This is a genomic window from Enterobacter sp. kpr-6, assembly GCF_900116015.1.
Lineage (GTDB): Bacteria > Pseudomonadota > Gammaproteobacteria > Enterobacterales > Enterobacteriaceae > Enterobacter_D.
On sequence record NZ_FOYH01000002.1, the window covers coordinates 767,460 to 782,477 of the forward strand.

Annotated in this window: 14 protein-coding genes; 11 read left to right on the forward strand and 3 right to left on the reverse strand. The window is 54.0% G+C overall.

The window, feature by feature from the left end; translation table 11 throughout:
• Nucleotides 1–4 precede the first annotated feature (4 nt).
• Nucleotides 5–1,705, reverse strand: a complete 1,701-nt coding sequence (locus tag BM373_RS08360) for a molecular chaperone HscC (protein WP_090460950.1) — start codon at nt 1,703–1,705, stop codon at nt 5–7.
• Between the two features lie 529 nt (nt 1,706–2,234).
• Here BM373_RS08360 and cyoA point away from each other — a divergent pair.
• From cyoA to BM373_RS08390, 6 genes are all read left to right on the forward strand, one after another.
• On the forward strand, nt 2,235–3,182 hold the full coding sequence (gene cyoA / locus BM373_RS08365; RefSeq protein ID WP_090460951.1) for a cytochrome o ubiquinol oxidase subunit II: 948 nt from the start codon (nt 2,235–2,237) through the stop codon (nt 3,180–3,182).
• Between the two features lie 20 nt (nt 3,183–3,202).
• Entirely contained in the window at nt 3,203–5,194 is a 1,992-nt protein-coding gene (cyoB, locus tag BM373_RS08370; protein WP_090460952.1) for a cytochrome o ubiquinol oxidase subunit I, read from the forward strand.
• The gene (locus BM373_RS08375) at nt 5,184–5,798 is read left to right on the forward strand and encodes a cytochrome o ubiquinol oxidase subunit III (RefSeq protein ID WP_090460953.1); all 615 of its coding nucleotides are present in this window, start codon (nt 5,184–5,186) and stop codon (nt 5,796–5,798) included. Before cyoB ends, BM373_RS08375 begins: the two co-directional genes overlap by 11 nt.
• On the forward strand, nt 5,798–6,127 hold the full coding sequence (locus tag BM373_RS08380) for a cytochrome o ubiquinol oxidase subunit IV (RefSeq protein WP_090460954.1): 330 nt from the start codon (nt 5,798–5,800) through the stop codon (nt 6,125–6,127). Before BM373_RS08375 ends, BM373_RS08380 begins: the two co-directional genes overlap by 1 nt.
• Nucleotides 6,128–6,138: 11 nt before the next feature.
• Nucleotides 6,139–7,026, forward strand: coding sequence for a heme o synthase (gene cyoE, locus BM373_RS08385; protein ID WP_090460955.1), 888 nt, complete (start codon nt 6,139–6,141; stop codon nt 7,024–7,026).
• Between the two features lie 102 nt (nt 7,027–7,128).
• Nucleotides 7,129–8,493, forward strand: a complete 1,365-nt coding sequence (locus tag BM373_RS08390) for an MFS transporter (protein WP_090460956.1) — start codon at nt 7,129–7,131, stop codon at nt 8,491–8,493.
• 40 nt (nt 8,494–8,533) lie between these two features.
• On the opposite strand, the gene BM373_RS08395 is transcribed toward BM373_RS08390, so the two are convergent.
• Entirely contained in the window at nt 8,534–9,025 is a 492-nt protein-coding gene (locus BM373_RS08395) for a YajQ family cyclic di-GMP-binding protein (RefSeq protein ID WP_090460957.1), read from the reverse strand.
• A gap of 177 nt (nt 9,026–9,202) precedes the next feature.
• Between BM373_RS08395 and panE the strand changes: the two genes are divergently transcribed.
• From panE to BM373_RS08420, 5 genes are all read left to right on the forward strand, one after another.
• Complete coding sequence (panE, locus tag BM373_RS08400; RefSeq protein WP_090460958.1) at nt 9,203–10,114, forward strand: 2-dehydropantoate 2-reductase; 912 nt, start codon at nt 9,203–9,205, stop codon at nt 10,112–10,114.
• Complete coding sequence (gene yajL / locus BM373_RS08405; protein WP_090460959.1) at nt 10,077–10,676, forward strand: protein deglycase YajL; 600 nt, start codon at nt 10,077–10,079, stop codon at nt 10,674–10,676. Before panE ends, yajL begins: the two co-directional genes overlap by 38 nt.
• Before the next feature lie 244 nt (nt 10,677–10,920).
• A complete protein-coding gene (locus BM373_RS08410; RefSeq protein WP_090460960.1) occupies nt 10,921–12,189 on the forward strand; it encodes a PTS sugar transporter subunit IIC in 1,269 nt (422 codons plus the stop codon).
• Between the two features lie 11 nt (nt 12,190–12,200).
• Nucleotides 12,201–13,529, forward strand: coding sequence for a 6-phospho-beta-glucosidase (locus tag BM373_RS08415; protein ID WP_090460961.1), 1,329 nt, complete (start codon nt 12,201–12,203; stop codon nt 13,527–13,529).
• Nucleotides 13,526–14,248: a glucosamine-6-phosphate deaminase gene (locus BM373_RS08420; RefSeq protein WP_090460962.1), complete on the forward strand. Its 723-nt coding sequence runs from the start codon at nt 13,526–13,528 to the stop codon at nt 14,246–14,248. The genes BM373_RS08415 and BM373_RS08420 overlap by 4 nt, the downstream gene beginning before the upstream one ends.
• Nucleotide 14,249: 1 nt before the next feature.
• Here the strand turns inward: BM373_RS08420 and BM373_RS08425 are convergent, their stop codons facing one another.
• The gene (locus BM373_RS08425; protein WP_090461094.1) at nt 14,250–14,984 is read right to left on the reverse strand and encodes a GntR family transcriptional regulator; all 735 of its coding nucleotides are present in this window, start codon (nt 14,982–14,984) and stop codon (nt 14,250–14,252) included.
• Nucleotides 14,985–15,018: the final 34 nt, after the last annotated feature.

Below are 15,018 nucleotides of genomic sequence, written 5' to 3' on the forward strand. Positions count from 1 at the left end.
TCCCTTACATCCCATCGTCAAACTGGTTGAGTAGCTGGCTTAGCCCATCGCGCGCAGCGGCAATCTGGCGCAGATCCTGCGACTCCAGCGCGCGCTCGAACTGGCTGACGTAGTGATCGATAAGCTGACGCCGTTCGCCGAGGGTTTGCTCGTAACGTGCGGAGGCCTGTGCCAGCAGCAGACGGTTCGCAGGCACATCGCGCGGGTGCTGCTTCAGTTCATTTAGCTGGGAAAGGCGCACGGCGATCTCCTCTTCACTCAGCGAACCGGGCGCTTTTTCGATAATCAGCGTCGAGGCCGTATTCTCACCCTGAATTTTGCACTCCACTTCGAGAATGCCGTCGAGGGTATAGGTGAAACGCACGTCGAGATTCACCTCTCCGGCCTTGCGTGGCGGGATATCAATTTTGATGCTGTCGAGCAGTAAGTTATCGCTCACCCGGCGGGCTTCGCCCTGAAACACCGAGATATCAAGCTGACGCTGGTTGTCTTGCAGGGTGCTGACGGTGCGCACCACACTCACCGGCACAAAGGCGTTACGCTCAATAAGCGGTAAGAAATACCCCTCATCGATGCGATTACCGTCGCGCCGGGCCACTTCCACACCCAGCGAATAGGGCATCACGTCCGTCAGCACAATGTCTTCCAGCGCGTGATCGTCAGCAATCAGCCCGGCCTGCACGCCCGCGCCCAGCGCCACGACTTCATCGGGATTCAGTTCATTACGGGGAAAACGGCTGAACATGCGGGTCGCCAGTTGGCGCACGATGGGCATCCGCGTCGCGCCGCCCACCAGAATCACGTGATCGAGCAATCCTACATCAAACTGCGCATCCTGAAGCGCCTGCACCACCGGCTTTTTCAGCCGGGATAACAGACCGGCGGCAAGCTCACCAAAAGTCTCTTCGTTCAGTTCCCAGTGAAGCTCCTCGCCCTGGTGCATCATCTGCGCACGGGCCACATCCTGCTGGCTTAACTGATGTTTCAGCGCCTCGGCAAGCTGGGTTAAACGCGCCTGCTGTTCGGGAGGGCTGTCGCTCAGAACCGGGTGAATGCTGAGCATCCATTGACGCAGTGCATGGGTAAAATCATCGCCGCCGAGCCAGGCGTCACCGCTGCTGGCCCGCACTTCGATCACGCCTTCGAACATATCGACAATCGACACGTCAAAGGTGCCGCCGCCCAGATCGAAAATCAGGAATTTTTGCTCGCGGTTATCCGCGAGGCCATAAGCCAGCGCCGCCGCAGTCGGCTCGTTAAGCAGGCGTTCAACCTGTAAACCCGCCAGCTGACCAGCCGCTTTCACCGCTTTACGCTGCACATCGTTGAAATAAGCCGGGACGGTGATCACCGCGCGGGTGACCTCATGACCAAACGCCACTTCCGCATCGGCTTTCAGTTTACGCAGCACCAGCGCGGAAAGTTCTTCGGCGCGAAAGCGGCGGGTGCCGAGCGTCCAGGTTTTGTCGGTGCCCATGTAACGCTTAAAGCTGGCCACCGTCAGATGCGGATGACTGACCAGTCGCGCTTTAGCCGCCGCGCCGACCAGAATATGCCCGTCATCGTCCAGACCCACGACTGACGGGGTCAGTCTTTCACCTTCAGCGCCAGCGATAAGCTGCGATTCGCCATCATGAAACCAGGCCAGCGCGCTGTTAGAAGTTCCTAAATCTATACCAATAAGAGGGGTAATATTTCCTGTCATAACCTAATCATTCCATCGTTTGGGTAAACTGCTCAGTGTCATTTGCGACTGAATTATCAAACCGTTAAGGGTAAAAAAACAGCAATGTAATTACTCACAGTGATTATTTTGCTGAAATAATAAGCACGCTGTTCTATTTCTTATTCATCGCATCAATCTTAATTTTCTTTAATTATTTTGTGCGGTATAAATTACTGACTACTCTTAAACGATTCAGCACAGTTATCAATTATTTATTTCCGGTAATGTTCAATAATTGCTGAATTAATGTTAATCAAATGTTTTATTGCTGAATGGTTATACCAATTAACCACCTCTATTTTCTGAATTGTGGTTTTTTGTTCTAACCCAGGCTTTACTTAGGCGATCGCGAATTTTTACAGATTGTTGCATTCTGTGTGACATGTTCGGCAGAACCCGGCAACAGCCCGCTGACAATGCGCCGTTCATGTTTACAGTAATGTAACCTTCCCGTAAAATGCCCGCACACTTTAAACGCCACCTGATCCCGTGGAATTGAGGTCGTTAAATGAGACTCAGGAAATACAATAAAAGTTTGGGACTGCTGTCATTAATTGCTGGCACTGTATTACTCAGTGGTTGCGATTCTGCGCTGTTAGACCCCAAAGGACAGATCGGACTGGAACAACGTTCGTTGATACTGACAGCTCTTGGGCTAATGTTGATTGTCGTGATTCCCGCCATCGTGATGGCTATCGGTTTTGCCTGGAAGTACCGGGCATCGAACAAGGATGCCAAATACAGCCCCAACTGGTCGCACTCGAACAAAGTTGAAGCTGTTGTCTGGACCATCCCTATCCTTATCATTATTTTCCTCGCGGTTCTGACCTGGAAAACCACGCATGCATTGGAGCCTAGCAAACCGCTGGTTCATGATGCCAAGCCGGTGACCATCGAAGTTATCGCTATGGACTGGAAATGGTTCTTCATTTATCCGGAGCAGGGTATTGCTACGGTGAATGAAATCGCCTTCCCGGCGAACACGCCAGTGGAATTCAAAATCACCTCTAACACGGTGATGAACTCCTTCTTTATTCCGCGTTTAGGCAGCCAGATTTACGCGATGGCCGGGATGCAGACCAAACTGCACCTGATTGCCAACGAAGCGGGCACCTACGACGGTATTTCCTCCAACTACAGTGGTGCAGGTTTCTCTGGCATGAAGTTTAAAGCCATTGCAACGCCGGATAATGCCACCTTTGACGCCTGGGTTGCGAAAGCGAAACAGTCGACGACCGTGATGAACGATATGGCGGCATTCGACAAGTTGGCCGCGCCAAGCGAATACAACAAAGTTGAATACTTCTCCAGCGTGAAACCGGATTTGTTCAAAGACGTGATTGGCAAATTTATGGGTCACGGGAAAAGCATGGACGTGACGCAACCGGAAGGGGAACACAGTTCTCATGAAGGTATGGAAGGCATGGATATGAGTCACGCCCAAACCTCTCACTAAAGGGGCCGAGGAATATTACGATGTTCGGAAAACTAACACTGGATGCAGTGCCGTACCATGAACCCATTATCATGGTTACGATTGCAGCAATTATCGTCGGTGGTCTGGCGCTGGTTGCCGCGATTACTTACTTCGGTAAGTGGTCATATTTATGGAGTGAGTGGCTGACCTCAATCGACCACAAACGCCTGGGTATCATGTACCTCATCGTTGCTATCGTCATGCTGCTGCGTGGCTTTGCCGATGCCATCATGATGCGTAGCCAGCAAGCGCTGGCCTCCGCCGGGGAAGCAGGCTTCCTGCCTCCACACCACTACGATCAGGTCTTCACCGCGCACGGTGTGATCATGATCTTCTTCGTGGCGATGCCTTTCGTGGTCGGCCTGATGAACCTGGTGGTGCCGCTGCAAATCGGCGCGCGCGACGTGGCTTACCCGTTCCTGAACAACCTGAGCTTCTGGTTCACCGTTGTCGGTGTGGTACTGGTTAACCTTTCTCTCGGTATTGGCGAATTCGCCCAGACCGGTTGGGTTGCCTATCCGCCGCTGTCGGGAATTGAGTACAGTCCGGGGGTCGGGGTTGATTACTGGATCTGGAGTCTCCAGCTCTCCGGTATTGGTACGACGCTTACCGGTATTAACTTCTTTGTGACCATCCTGAGAATGCGTGCCCCTGGCATGACCATGTTCAAGATGCCAGTGTTTACCTGGGCGTCACTCTGCACCAACGTATTGATTATCGTCTCCTTCCCGATCCTGACGGTGACGATTGCACTGCTTACCCTTGACCGTTATCTGGGCACCCATTTCTTCACCAACGATATGGGCGGCAACATGATGATGTACATCAACCTGATTTGGGCCTGGGGCCATCCGGAAGTGTACATTCTCGTTCTGCCAGTGTTCGGTGTGTTCTCGGAAGTGGTGGCGACGTTCTCGAAAAAACGCCTGTTTGGTTATACCTCACTGGTGTGGGCGACGGTGGCTATTACCGTTCTGTCCTTTATCGTTTGGCTGCACCACTTCTTCACCATGGGCAGCGGCGCGAACGTGAACGCGTTCTTTGGTATCAGCACCATGATTATCGCCATCCCGACCGGGGTGAAGATCTTCAACTGGCTGTTCACCATGTACCAGGGCCGTATTCAGATGAACTCGGCGATGCTGTGGACGGTAGGCTTCATTGTCACCTTCTCCATCGGCGGCATGACCGGCGTACTGCTGGCCGTACCGGGTGCAGACTTCGTACTGCACAACAGCCTGTTCCTGATTGCGCACTTCCATAACGTCATCATCGGCGGTGTGGTGTTCGGTTGCTTCGCCGGTCTGACCTACTGGTGGCCGAAGGCGTTCGGTTTCATGCTGAACGAAACCTGGGGCAAACGCGCATTCTGGTTCTGGATCATCGGCTTCTTCGTGGCGTTTATGCCGCTGTACGTGCTGGGCTTCATGGGTATGACCCGTCGTCTGAGCCAGCAGATCGATCCGCAGTTCCACTCGCTGCTGATGGTTGCAGCCGTGGGTGCCGCGCTGATTGCCTGTGGTATCGCGTGCCAGCTGATTCAGTTCTACGTTTCTATTCGCGACCGCGAGCAGAACCGTGACCTGACCGGTGACCCGTGGGGTGGCCGTACGCTGGAGTGGGCGACCTCGTCCCCGCCGCCGTTCTATAACTTTGCTGTGATCCCACATATCCATGAGCGTGATGCGTTCTGGGAAATGAAAGAGAAAGGCGAAGCGTATAAGCAGCCGACCCAGTATGAAGAAATTCATATGCCGCGTAACACCGGCGCAGGGATTGTCATTGCCGCGTTCAGCCTGATCTTTGGTTTCGCCATGATCTGGCATATCTGGTGGATGGCGATTGCGGGCTTCGCTGGCATGATCGTTGCGTGGATTGTGAAAAGCTTCGATGAGGACGTGGACTACTACGTACCGGTTGCCACCGTTGAAAAACTGGAAAACCAGCACTTTGATGAAATTAGCAAAGCAGGGCTGAAAAATGTCGACTGATTCTCTGGCACATACTGGCGCCCATGCGCATGACCATGGGCATCACGATGCAGGAGCGAACAAAGTGTTCGGCTTCTGGATCTACCTGATGAGCGACTGCATTCTCTTTGCATGTCTGTTTGCAACCTATGCCGTTCTGGTGAACGGCACGGCGGGTGGCCCGAGCGGTAAAGACATTTTTGAACTGCCGTTCGTGCTGGTGGAAACTTTCCTCCTGCTGTTTAGCTCCATCACCTACGGCATGGCGATTATCGCCATGAACAAAGGCAACCAAAGCCAGGTTATCTCCTGGCTGGCGCTGACCTTCCTGTTTGGTGCGGGCTTCGTGGGAATGGAAATCTATGAATTCCATCACCTGATCGTGGAAGGCTTCGGCCCGGATCGCAGCGGTTTCCTGTCTGGCTTCTTTGCGCTGGTCGGTACCCACGGTCTGCACGTGACCTCCGGTCTTGTGTGGATGGCGGTCATGATGTTCCAGGTTACCCGTCGCGGGCTGACCAGCACTAACCGTACCCGTCTGATGTGCCTGAGCATGTTCTGGCACTTCCTGGACGTGGTGTGGATCTGTGTATTCTCTGTTGTTTACCTGATGGGGGCGATGTAATGAGTCATTCAACCGATCATAACGGCGCTTCTCACGGTAGCGTAAAAACGTACATGACAGGATTTATCCTGTCGATCATCCTGACGGTGATTCCGTTCTGGATGGTGATGAACGGCTCGGCTTCCCATGCCACGCTGCTTGGCGTTGTGCTGGTGATGGCGGTCGTACAGATTCTGGTTCACCTGGTGTGCTTCCTGCACATGAACACCTCTTCTGAAGAGCGCTGGAACCTGGTGGCCTTTATCTTTACGGTGCTGATTATTGCCATTCTGGTTGTCGGTTCAATCTGGATTATGTGGAACCTGAACTACAACATGATGGTTCACTAAGAGCGGCGAGTATGATTAAGCAATACCTGCAAGTAACGAAACCAGGCATCATTTTCGGTAATCTGATCTCCGTGATCGGGGGGTTCCTGCTGGCCTCTAAGGGCAGCATCGACTATCCCCTGTTCGTCTGTACGCTGATTGGCGTGTCGCTGGTGGTGGCATCGGGTTGTGTATTTAACAACTTCATCGACCGCGATATTGACCGCAAAATGGAGCGTACGAAGAACCGGGTACTGGTCAAGGGCCTGATTTCGCCGAAAATGTCGCTGGTGTACGCCACCTTGTTGGGTATTGCTGGCTTTATGCTGCTGTGGTTTGGGGCTAACCCGCTGGCGTGCTGGCTGGGGGTGATGGGCTTTGTGGTTTATGTTGGCATTTACAGCCTGTACATGAAACGCCACTCGGTCTATGGCACCCTGATTGGCTCCCTGTCGGGTGCCGCACCGCCGGTGATTGGCTACTGCGCGGTAACCGGTAATTTCGACAGCGGTGCGCTCATCCTGCTGGCTATTTTTAGCCTGTGGCAGATGCCGCACTCCTACGCCATCGCGATTTTCCGCTTTAAAGATTATCAGGCGGCGAACATCCCGGTCCTGCCGGTGGTGAAAGGCATTTCAGTGGCGAAAAACCACATCACGCTCTACATCATCGCGTTTGCGGTGGCGACGCTGATGCTGACGCTTGGCGGTTACGCCGGGTACAAGTATCTGATCGTTGCCGCGGCCGTGAGCGTCTGGTGGCTGGGTATGGCGCTGCGGGGCTACAAAGTCGAAGATGATAAAATCTGGGCGCGCAAGCTGTTCGGTTTTTCCATCATCGCGATCACCGCCCTCTCCGTCATGATGTCGGTCGATTTTATGGTGCCCGATTCGCACAGTCTGCTGACTTACGTCTGGTAAGCCAGCCACGCTTTAAAGGGGTGCTTCGGCACCCTTTTTTATTTGGTTCACCCCGCCCTGCCCCCGCACTATACTATGCCCGGCTTTCAGACAGAGGTACCAATGAACGACTATAAAATGACGCCAGGCGAGTTGCGCGCCACCTGGGGTTTAGGGACTGTTTTCTCGCTGCGTATGCTTGGCATGTTTATGGTTCTGCCCGTTCTGACCACCTATGGCATGGCGTTGCAGGGCGCAAGCGAGGCGCTGATTGGCTTTGCCATCGGCATTTACGGTCTGGCCCAGGCGATCTTCCAGATCCCCTTTGGCTTACTTTCTGACCGGATTGGTCGCAAGCCGCTGATTGTCGGCGGGCTGGCGATTTTTGTGCTGGGTAGCGTTATCGCCGCACTCTCAGACTCCATCTGGGGCATTATTTTGGGCCGTGCCCTGCAAGGCTCCGGCGCGATCGCCGCCGCCGTGATGGCACTGCTCTCTGACTTAACCCGCGAACAGAACCGCACCAAAGCGATGGCTTTTATCGGCGTCAGTTTTGGCGTGACCTTTGCCATCGCGATGGTGCTTGGTCCGATCATTACGCATCAGCTTGGCCTGCATGCGCTGTTCTGGATGATTGCTGCGCTGGCGACCGCAGGCATTGCATTAACCCTTTGGGTGGTGCCGGACAGCAAAAACCACGTGTTGAACCGTGAGTCGGGGATGGTAAAAGGCTGCTTTAGCCAGGTCATCGCCCGTCCGAAACTGCTCAAGCTCAATTTCGGCATTATGTGCCTGCACATTTTGCTGATGTCCACCTTCGTGGCCCTGCCGGGTCAGCTTGAAGCCGCCGGATTTGCCGCCGCCGATCACTGGAAAATCTATCTCGCCACGATGCTGATTTCGTTTGTTTCCGTGGTGCCCTTTATCATTTATGCCGAAGTGAAGCGCCGCATGAAGCGCGTGTTTGTCTTCTGCGTGGCGCTGCTGCTGGTGGCTGAGATTATCCTGTGGAGTGCGGGCCCGCACTTCTGGGAACAGGTGCTCGGCGTGCAGATATTCTTTATCGCCTTTAATTTGATGGAAGCCCTGCTGCCATCGCTGATCAGTAAAGAAGCGCCAGCCGGTTTTAAAGGCACGGCAATGGGGATTTACTCCACCAGCCAGTTTCTCGGCGTGGCAATTGGCGGCTCGCTGGGCGGCTGGGTTGACGGCCTGTTTGATTCACAAACGGTGTTTCTTGCCGGGGCGCTACTGGCCATGCTGTGGCTGCTGGTCGCCAGCACGATGCAGGAACCGCCTTACGTTAGCAGTCTGCGCATTGAAATCCCGGACGGCGTGCCGGTTGATGAGGTGCTCACCCAACGCCTGCGTGAAACGCCGGGGGTCAGCGAAGCGATGGTGGTGGTTGAAGAACGCAGCGCTTACGTGAAAATCGACAGTAAAGTGACGAATCGTTTTGAGGTTGAGCAGGCGATTAAAGCCGGGTAGAAAAGCTGTGCCGGGTGCGCGTGTCACCCGGCACAGAGAATTAATCGCGGAAGTTCTTAAACTGGAACGGCTGGCCCAGATTGCCGCCGCGCACCAGCGCCATCACCGCCTGTAAATCATCGCGGGCTTTGCCGGTCACACGGATTTCTTCACCCTGAATCTGCGACTGCACTTTCAGCTTGCTGTCTTTAATCAGCTTCACGATTTTCTTCTGTGTCGCGCTTTCAATCCCTTGCTTCAGTTTGGCTTCCACAAACCAGGTTTTGCCGCTGTGCACGAAGGTTTCCGGAACGTCCAGCGACGTGCCTTCAATCCCGCGTTTTAACAGCTTCGCGCGTAAAATATCGAGTAACTGATTGACCTGAAAATCAGACTCGCTCAGCACTTTAATGGTTTTATTTGCCTCATTGAGCTCAAACGAGGCCTCAACGTTACGAAAATCAAATCGAGACTCCACTTCGCGGCTGGCGTTATCGACCGCGTTACGGACTTCCTGAAGATCAACTTCAGAAACAATATCGAAAGATGGCATCTTTTCTTCTCCTTCTACATATATTGCGATGCATAATACCTGCAAAGAAGCATAACTCAACTTGTTAAGCCCGGAAGTTTTACCGCATGAGTTTAGCACCGCAGCGTTCAGAACCTGAGTTCACGGCGCTATACTTGAAGCACAAACGCCTGGTGCAGTAGCAGGTGAGGAGGAACAATGAAAATAACCGTACTCGGATGCGGAGCATTAGGTCAGTTATGGCTCACCGCGCTGTGCAAACAGGGGCATGAGGTGCAGGGCTGGCTCCGCGTACCGCAACCTTTTTGCAGCGTTAACCTGATTGACGAAGACGGCACTATTTTTAACGAGTCCCTGACGGCGAACGATCCCGATTTCTTAGCACAAAGCGACCTGCTGCTGGTGACCTTAAAAGCCTGGCAGGTTTACGAGGCGGTAAAAAGCCTCTCCGGTATTCTGCCTCCCACTACGCCCATCCTTTTGATCCACAACGGAATGGGTACGGTTGATGAGCTCAAAAACATTCCGCAGCCGCTGCTGATGGGCATCACCACCCATGCGGCCCGTCGTGACGGTAACGTGATCATCCACGTCGCCAGCGGCACCACCCACATCGGCCCGGCGCGCGTGCATGACGGCGATTACAGCTACCTTGCGGATACCCTGCAGGAAGTGCTGCCGGATGTCGCCTGGCATAACCGCATTCGCCCGGAACTCTGGCGTAAGCTTGCGGTGAACTGCGTCATTAACCCGCTTACCGCGCTGTGGGATTGTCCTAATGGTCAGTTGCGCACGCAGCCGGAGCTGATCAACAGCATCTGTAATGAAGTCGCGGCGGTCATGGAGCGTGAAGGCCACCACACCTCCGTGGAGGATTTACTGCACTACGTGCATCAGGTCATTGAAAGTACGCAGGATAATATCTCGTCGATGCTCCAGGACGTGCGCGCCCTGCGCCACACGGAAATAGATTACATCACCGGGTATCTGCTCAGGCGCGCCCGCGCGCACGGTATCTCCGTACCGGAAAACACCCGTCTGTACGAACTGATTAAGCGTAAGGAAAGTGAATATGAGCCGATCAGCACTGATATGCCTCGCCCCTGGTAGCGAAGAAACCGAAGCGGTCACCACCATCGATCTGCTGGTGCGCGCGGGGATCAGCGTCACCACGGCTAGCGTCGCGGGCGATGGCGATAAAGTGATCGTCTGCTCACGCGGCGTAAAACTGCTGGCGGATGCGCCGCTGGTAGAAGTCGCCGACGGCGATTTTGATGTGATTGTGCTGCCCGGCGGCGTGAAGGGCGCGGAGTGCTTCCGTGACAGTCCGCTGCTGGTGGAAACGGTCAGGCAGTTTCATCGCTCCGGGCGCATCGTGGCGGCAATTTGCGCCGCCGCAGGCACGGTGCTGGTGCCGCATAACCTGTTCCCCATCGGCAATATGACCGGCTTCCCGGCGCTGAAAGACCGCATCCCCGATGAGCAGTGGCAGGATAAACGGGTGGTCTGGGACCCGCGCGTCAATCTGCTGACCAGCCAGGGACCGGGCACCTCCATTGATTTCGCCCTGAAGATTATTGACCTGCTGGTCGGGCGCGAAAAAGCCCATGAAGTCGCGTCACAACTGGTGGTCGCCGCCGGGATCTACAGCTATCGGGATTATATCGACTAATCCCACTCCAGCCCGGTGCACGCTGCGCCGGGCTTTTTCTTTGTGCTTCTTATCACATCCTGCATTTAAATCTCCCCGTATTTCTGTGAACCGGCGCAGCCCGCTTTCATAAACATCATTTTAAATCAAATAAATACGTGCATGCATGGGTGAAATCGCCTGCCTTGACGGGCTGACGTTGCCGTGAAAAACTTCAATAACTGGTATATACCAGTACAAAGCGACTTCATGCGGAGGAGTTAAGGTGATCCAGTTTATTGAAGGCAAGGTCGTCCCGATCCTTATTCAGGTAGGCGAAAATAAAATGCTGGTGGCGGTGCGTAACGGGATTGCGCTGACGCTGCCGTTTACGATTACCGGCAGTCTGTTTCTGATCGTGGCGAATCTGCCCATTCCCGGCTGGGCGGAATTTTTAGGCCCGGCGGCGAATAAACTCAGCGCCCCGGTCGCCGTCACCTTCGGCGCGATTGGTTTGATCTCGGCTATCGGCATCAGCTACAACCTGGCGAAAGAGTACCAGCTTAACGCCCTCACCTGCAGCGCCGTGGCGATGGTGGTGTTTCTGCTCGCCCAGCTTAACGAGAATTATCAACTTAACGTCGATAACCTTGGCGCGGCGGGCCTGTTCTCGGCAATTATTCTCGCCATCGCCACCGTGCAGATCATGCGCTTTTTTGTGGTGAGAAACATCGTCATTAAACTGCCGGACGGCGTGCCGCCCGCCGTCGCGCAATCATTTGTCAGCCTGATCCCGGCGGCGGCGATCATCACGCTGGTGTGGCTGGTGCGGGTGATGCTGAACTTCGATATCAACAGCTTCTTTACCTGGCTGGTCAGCCCGCTGGTGAGCGGTTTAGGCTCGCTGCCGGGCATGCTGGTATTAATCTTCCTGATTTCTCTGCTCTGGTGCTGCGGTATCCACGGCGACAACATTCTCTCTGGCATCACCAGCCCCATCTTCCTGAAATATATCGCTGAAAACACCCAGGCATATCTCAATCATCAGCCCATCCCGCACATCACCGCCGATGGCTTTTACATCGTCTTTATGTGCCTCGGCGGAACTGGCGCGACGCTGGGCCTGGTGCTGGCGATGCTGCGCTCCCGAAGCAAAATGTATAAATCGGTCGGCAAGCTCTCGCTGCCCTCGGCGATTTTCTGCATCAACGAACCGGTCATTTTTGGCTGCCCGATCGTCTTTAACCCTTTACTGATGATCCCTTTCACCTTAACGCCGATGATTTTATGCACCGCAACCTACAGCCTGATGTATTTCGACATTATCGGACGCCCGGTGCTGCAAATTCCGTGGACCATGCCGCCGATATTTGCCGCCTGGTTCGTGACGGGCGGCAATATTCCGGCGGTGATCTGGTCGGTCTGCACCATCGTTATTTCGGCGCTGGTTTACCTGCCCTTTTTCAAAATTGCCGAACGCCGGCAAATGGAAAAAGAAGCGGCCGCCCAGGATGCAGAAAACGCCAGCACCACCGTCTCTGATTCAGCACTGTAAAAGGACACCTTATGAAAAAGCTTAAAATCGTTACCATCGGCGGCGGGTCCAGCTATACGCCGGAACTCATCGACGGCTTTATCAAACGCTACGCTGAATTACCGGTCAGCGACTATTACCTGCTGGATATTGAAGAGGGGCGTGAAAAGCTGGAAATCGTTGGCAAACTGGCAAAAAGAATGGTGGAAAAAGCCGGTATTCCGATGACGATCCATTTAACGCTGGATCGGGAAGAAGCATTAAAAGACGCGGATTTCGTCACCACTCAATTGCGCGTCGGGTTTCTTGATGCGCGCATTAATGATGAAAAAATCCCGCTTAAATATGGCGTGCTCGGCCAGGAAACCACCGGCCCCGGCGGATTTATGAAAGCGCAGCGTACCATTCCGGTGCTGCTGGATATTTGCCGCGACATGGAAAAATATTGCCCCAACGCGTGGCTGATTAATTTCACCAACCCGGCAGGCATTGTTACCGAAGCCATTGCCCGTCATTCTTCCATCAAATCGCTGGGTATTTGCAGCGGCGCAAACAGTATGCTGATGGATATTGCCAAAGCCTATGACGTGGAAAAATCGCAGGTCTACGCGCGGATCATGGGATTAAATCATCTGATCTTTGCCGATCGCATTTATATCGACGGCGCAGACGTCACGGATGATTTTATTGAAAAACTGGCACAGGGGAGCGCGACAAACGCCCTAAAAAATATCCCGGATATTGGCTTTTCCGCGCGCTTTGCGAAGGCGCTGCGTATGTACCCCATCTCCTATCTGAAATACTTTTTCCTCACCCGCGAAATGGTGGACGCCGCCCTTGCCGATCAAAAAACCAAAGGCACCCGTGGGGAACAAACCCGGGAAATTGAGCGTAAATTATTTGAGCTGTATCAGGACGAAACCCTGACCGGCAAGCCGAAAGAGCTGGAGCAGCGCGGCGGGGCCTGGTACTCGGATACCGCTTGCTCGATTATCAGCGCCATCTATAACGATAAAAAAGAAATCCACGTGGTGAATACCACCAATCGCGGCGCAACGGGCGATCTGCCGGATCACGTCACCCTTGAAACCAACGCGGTGATCGACCGCCAGGGTGCTCACCCGCTGGCTTACGGCCCGCTGCCGGTGAAAATCCGTGGCCTGATCCAGAGCGTCAAAGCCTATGAAGAACTCACCGTCGAGGCGGCCATCACCGGTGATTACGACACCGCGCTGCTGGCGCTGACGATTAACCCGCTGGTGCCTTCCGCAAACGTCGCCGAGCAGATCCTCAACGAGTATCTGGAAGTGAACCAGCGCTATCTACCGCAATATTTCAACAACGCTAAGGAGCAGCAATGAACATAGATATCAAACAGGATTACCCGGAACTGTGCGCCGCTGTTGCACAGCAGGTCATCGACTGCGTGGCGGCCAAACCCGACGCGCTGATTTGCATCGCAGGCGGCGACACGCCGCTCGGCGTCTTTGCGGCACTGGTGGAGGCCAGCAATGATGGACGGGTGGATTTCAGCCGGGCGTTTTTTCTGGGCCTCGACGAATGGCTTGGCCTGGGCCGGGACGATAAAGGCAGTTGCCGGGAAATGGTCTGGCACCATTTTTTCGACAAACTGCCGCTGCGGGATGAGCAGATTTGCTTTTTTGACGGCCTGACAAACGATCCGGCGGCGGAATGCCAGCGCGTTGACGCGTTTATTGCCGCCCACCAGCAGATCGACATTGTGGTATTAGGCATCGGCATGAACGGGCATATAGGCTTTAACGAACCGGGCGTGTCAGCGGAAAATACCTGCCACGTTGTCGATCTCGATCCTGTGACTCAGGCGGTATCGGTGAAATATTTCGGCGAACCGCGCGACGTTAAGCAGGGAATATCGCTGGGGATTAAAACGCTTCGCGCGGCGAAGCGCATGATCCTGATGGCCAGCGGCGAGAAAAAAAGCGCCATCGTGGCCAAAACCGTGCAGACAGAAAGTAGCAGTGATATTCCGTCCACCCTGGTTAAGGATCACCCTAACGTAACGTTAATGGTGGATCGGGCGGCGGGCGGTCAGCTTTAATTCAGCGCTCAATGCGCATGTTTTTCACCCGGAAAATATCGGCGCGGTTGAAACTGAGCGAAAAGTTAAACACAGTTTTGTTATCCAGCCGCGTGACTTCGGTGATTTTCAGCATGGGCAGACCGGGGGCAATATTCAGTAAACCCGCCATTTCTTCATCAAACAATGCCGCTTCGATAATCGAATCGGCATCTTTAATTTTGCGTTGGGTAAACTCTTCGATATAGCGATACAGCGATCCCTGCCGTAATACCTCTTCCGGGATCTCAGGGATCACGCTAAGGGGGATATTACTCTCTTCGATCAGTACCGGAATATCATCCAGCAGGCGGATACGGCGGATAAAATAGATCTTCTCGCCGGGCGTAATATCCAGATGGCGGGCAACGTTACGGTCGGCGTCGATGACGTCAAAAGCCAGTAACTGGCTGCTGACTTTCACCTGCCCCTGAAATTCGCGGGAAAAACCTAAAATGCTGTCGCTTTTTTCATTGTTGAGAATATAGATGCTGGTGTCGGTGTTCTTCAGGACAAACATCCCTTTGCCGTGGATGCGCTCGATAAAACCATCCTGCACCAGACTGGCCATCGCTTTTTGCACCGTGACACGGGTGACCTGATATTCACGGGCGATGTCGCGCTCGGAGGGAATGCTCTCACCAACAAGATATTTGTGAGCGAGAATATCGTGCTTAAGTTTTTCCTTAATCTCCAGATATTTATGCTGCTTTTCCAAAAGCACCTCCGATCGGTCCAGAATCTGTGCCCGG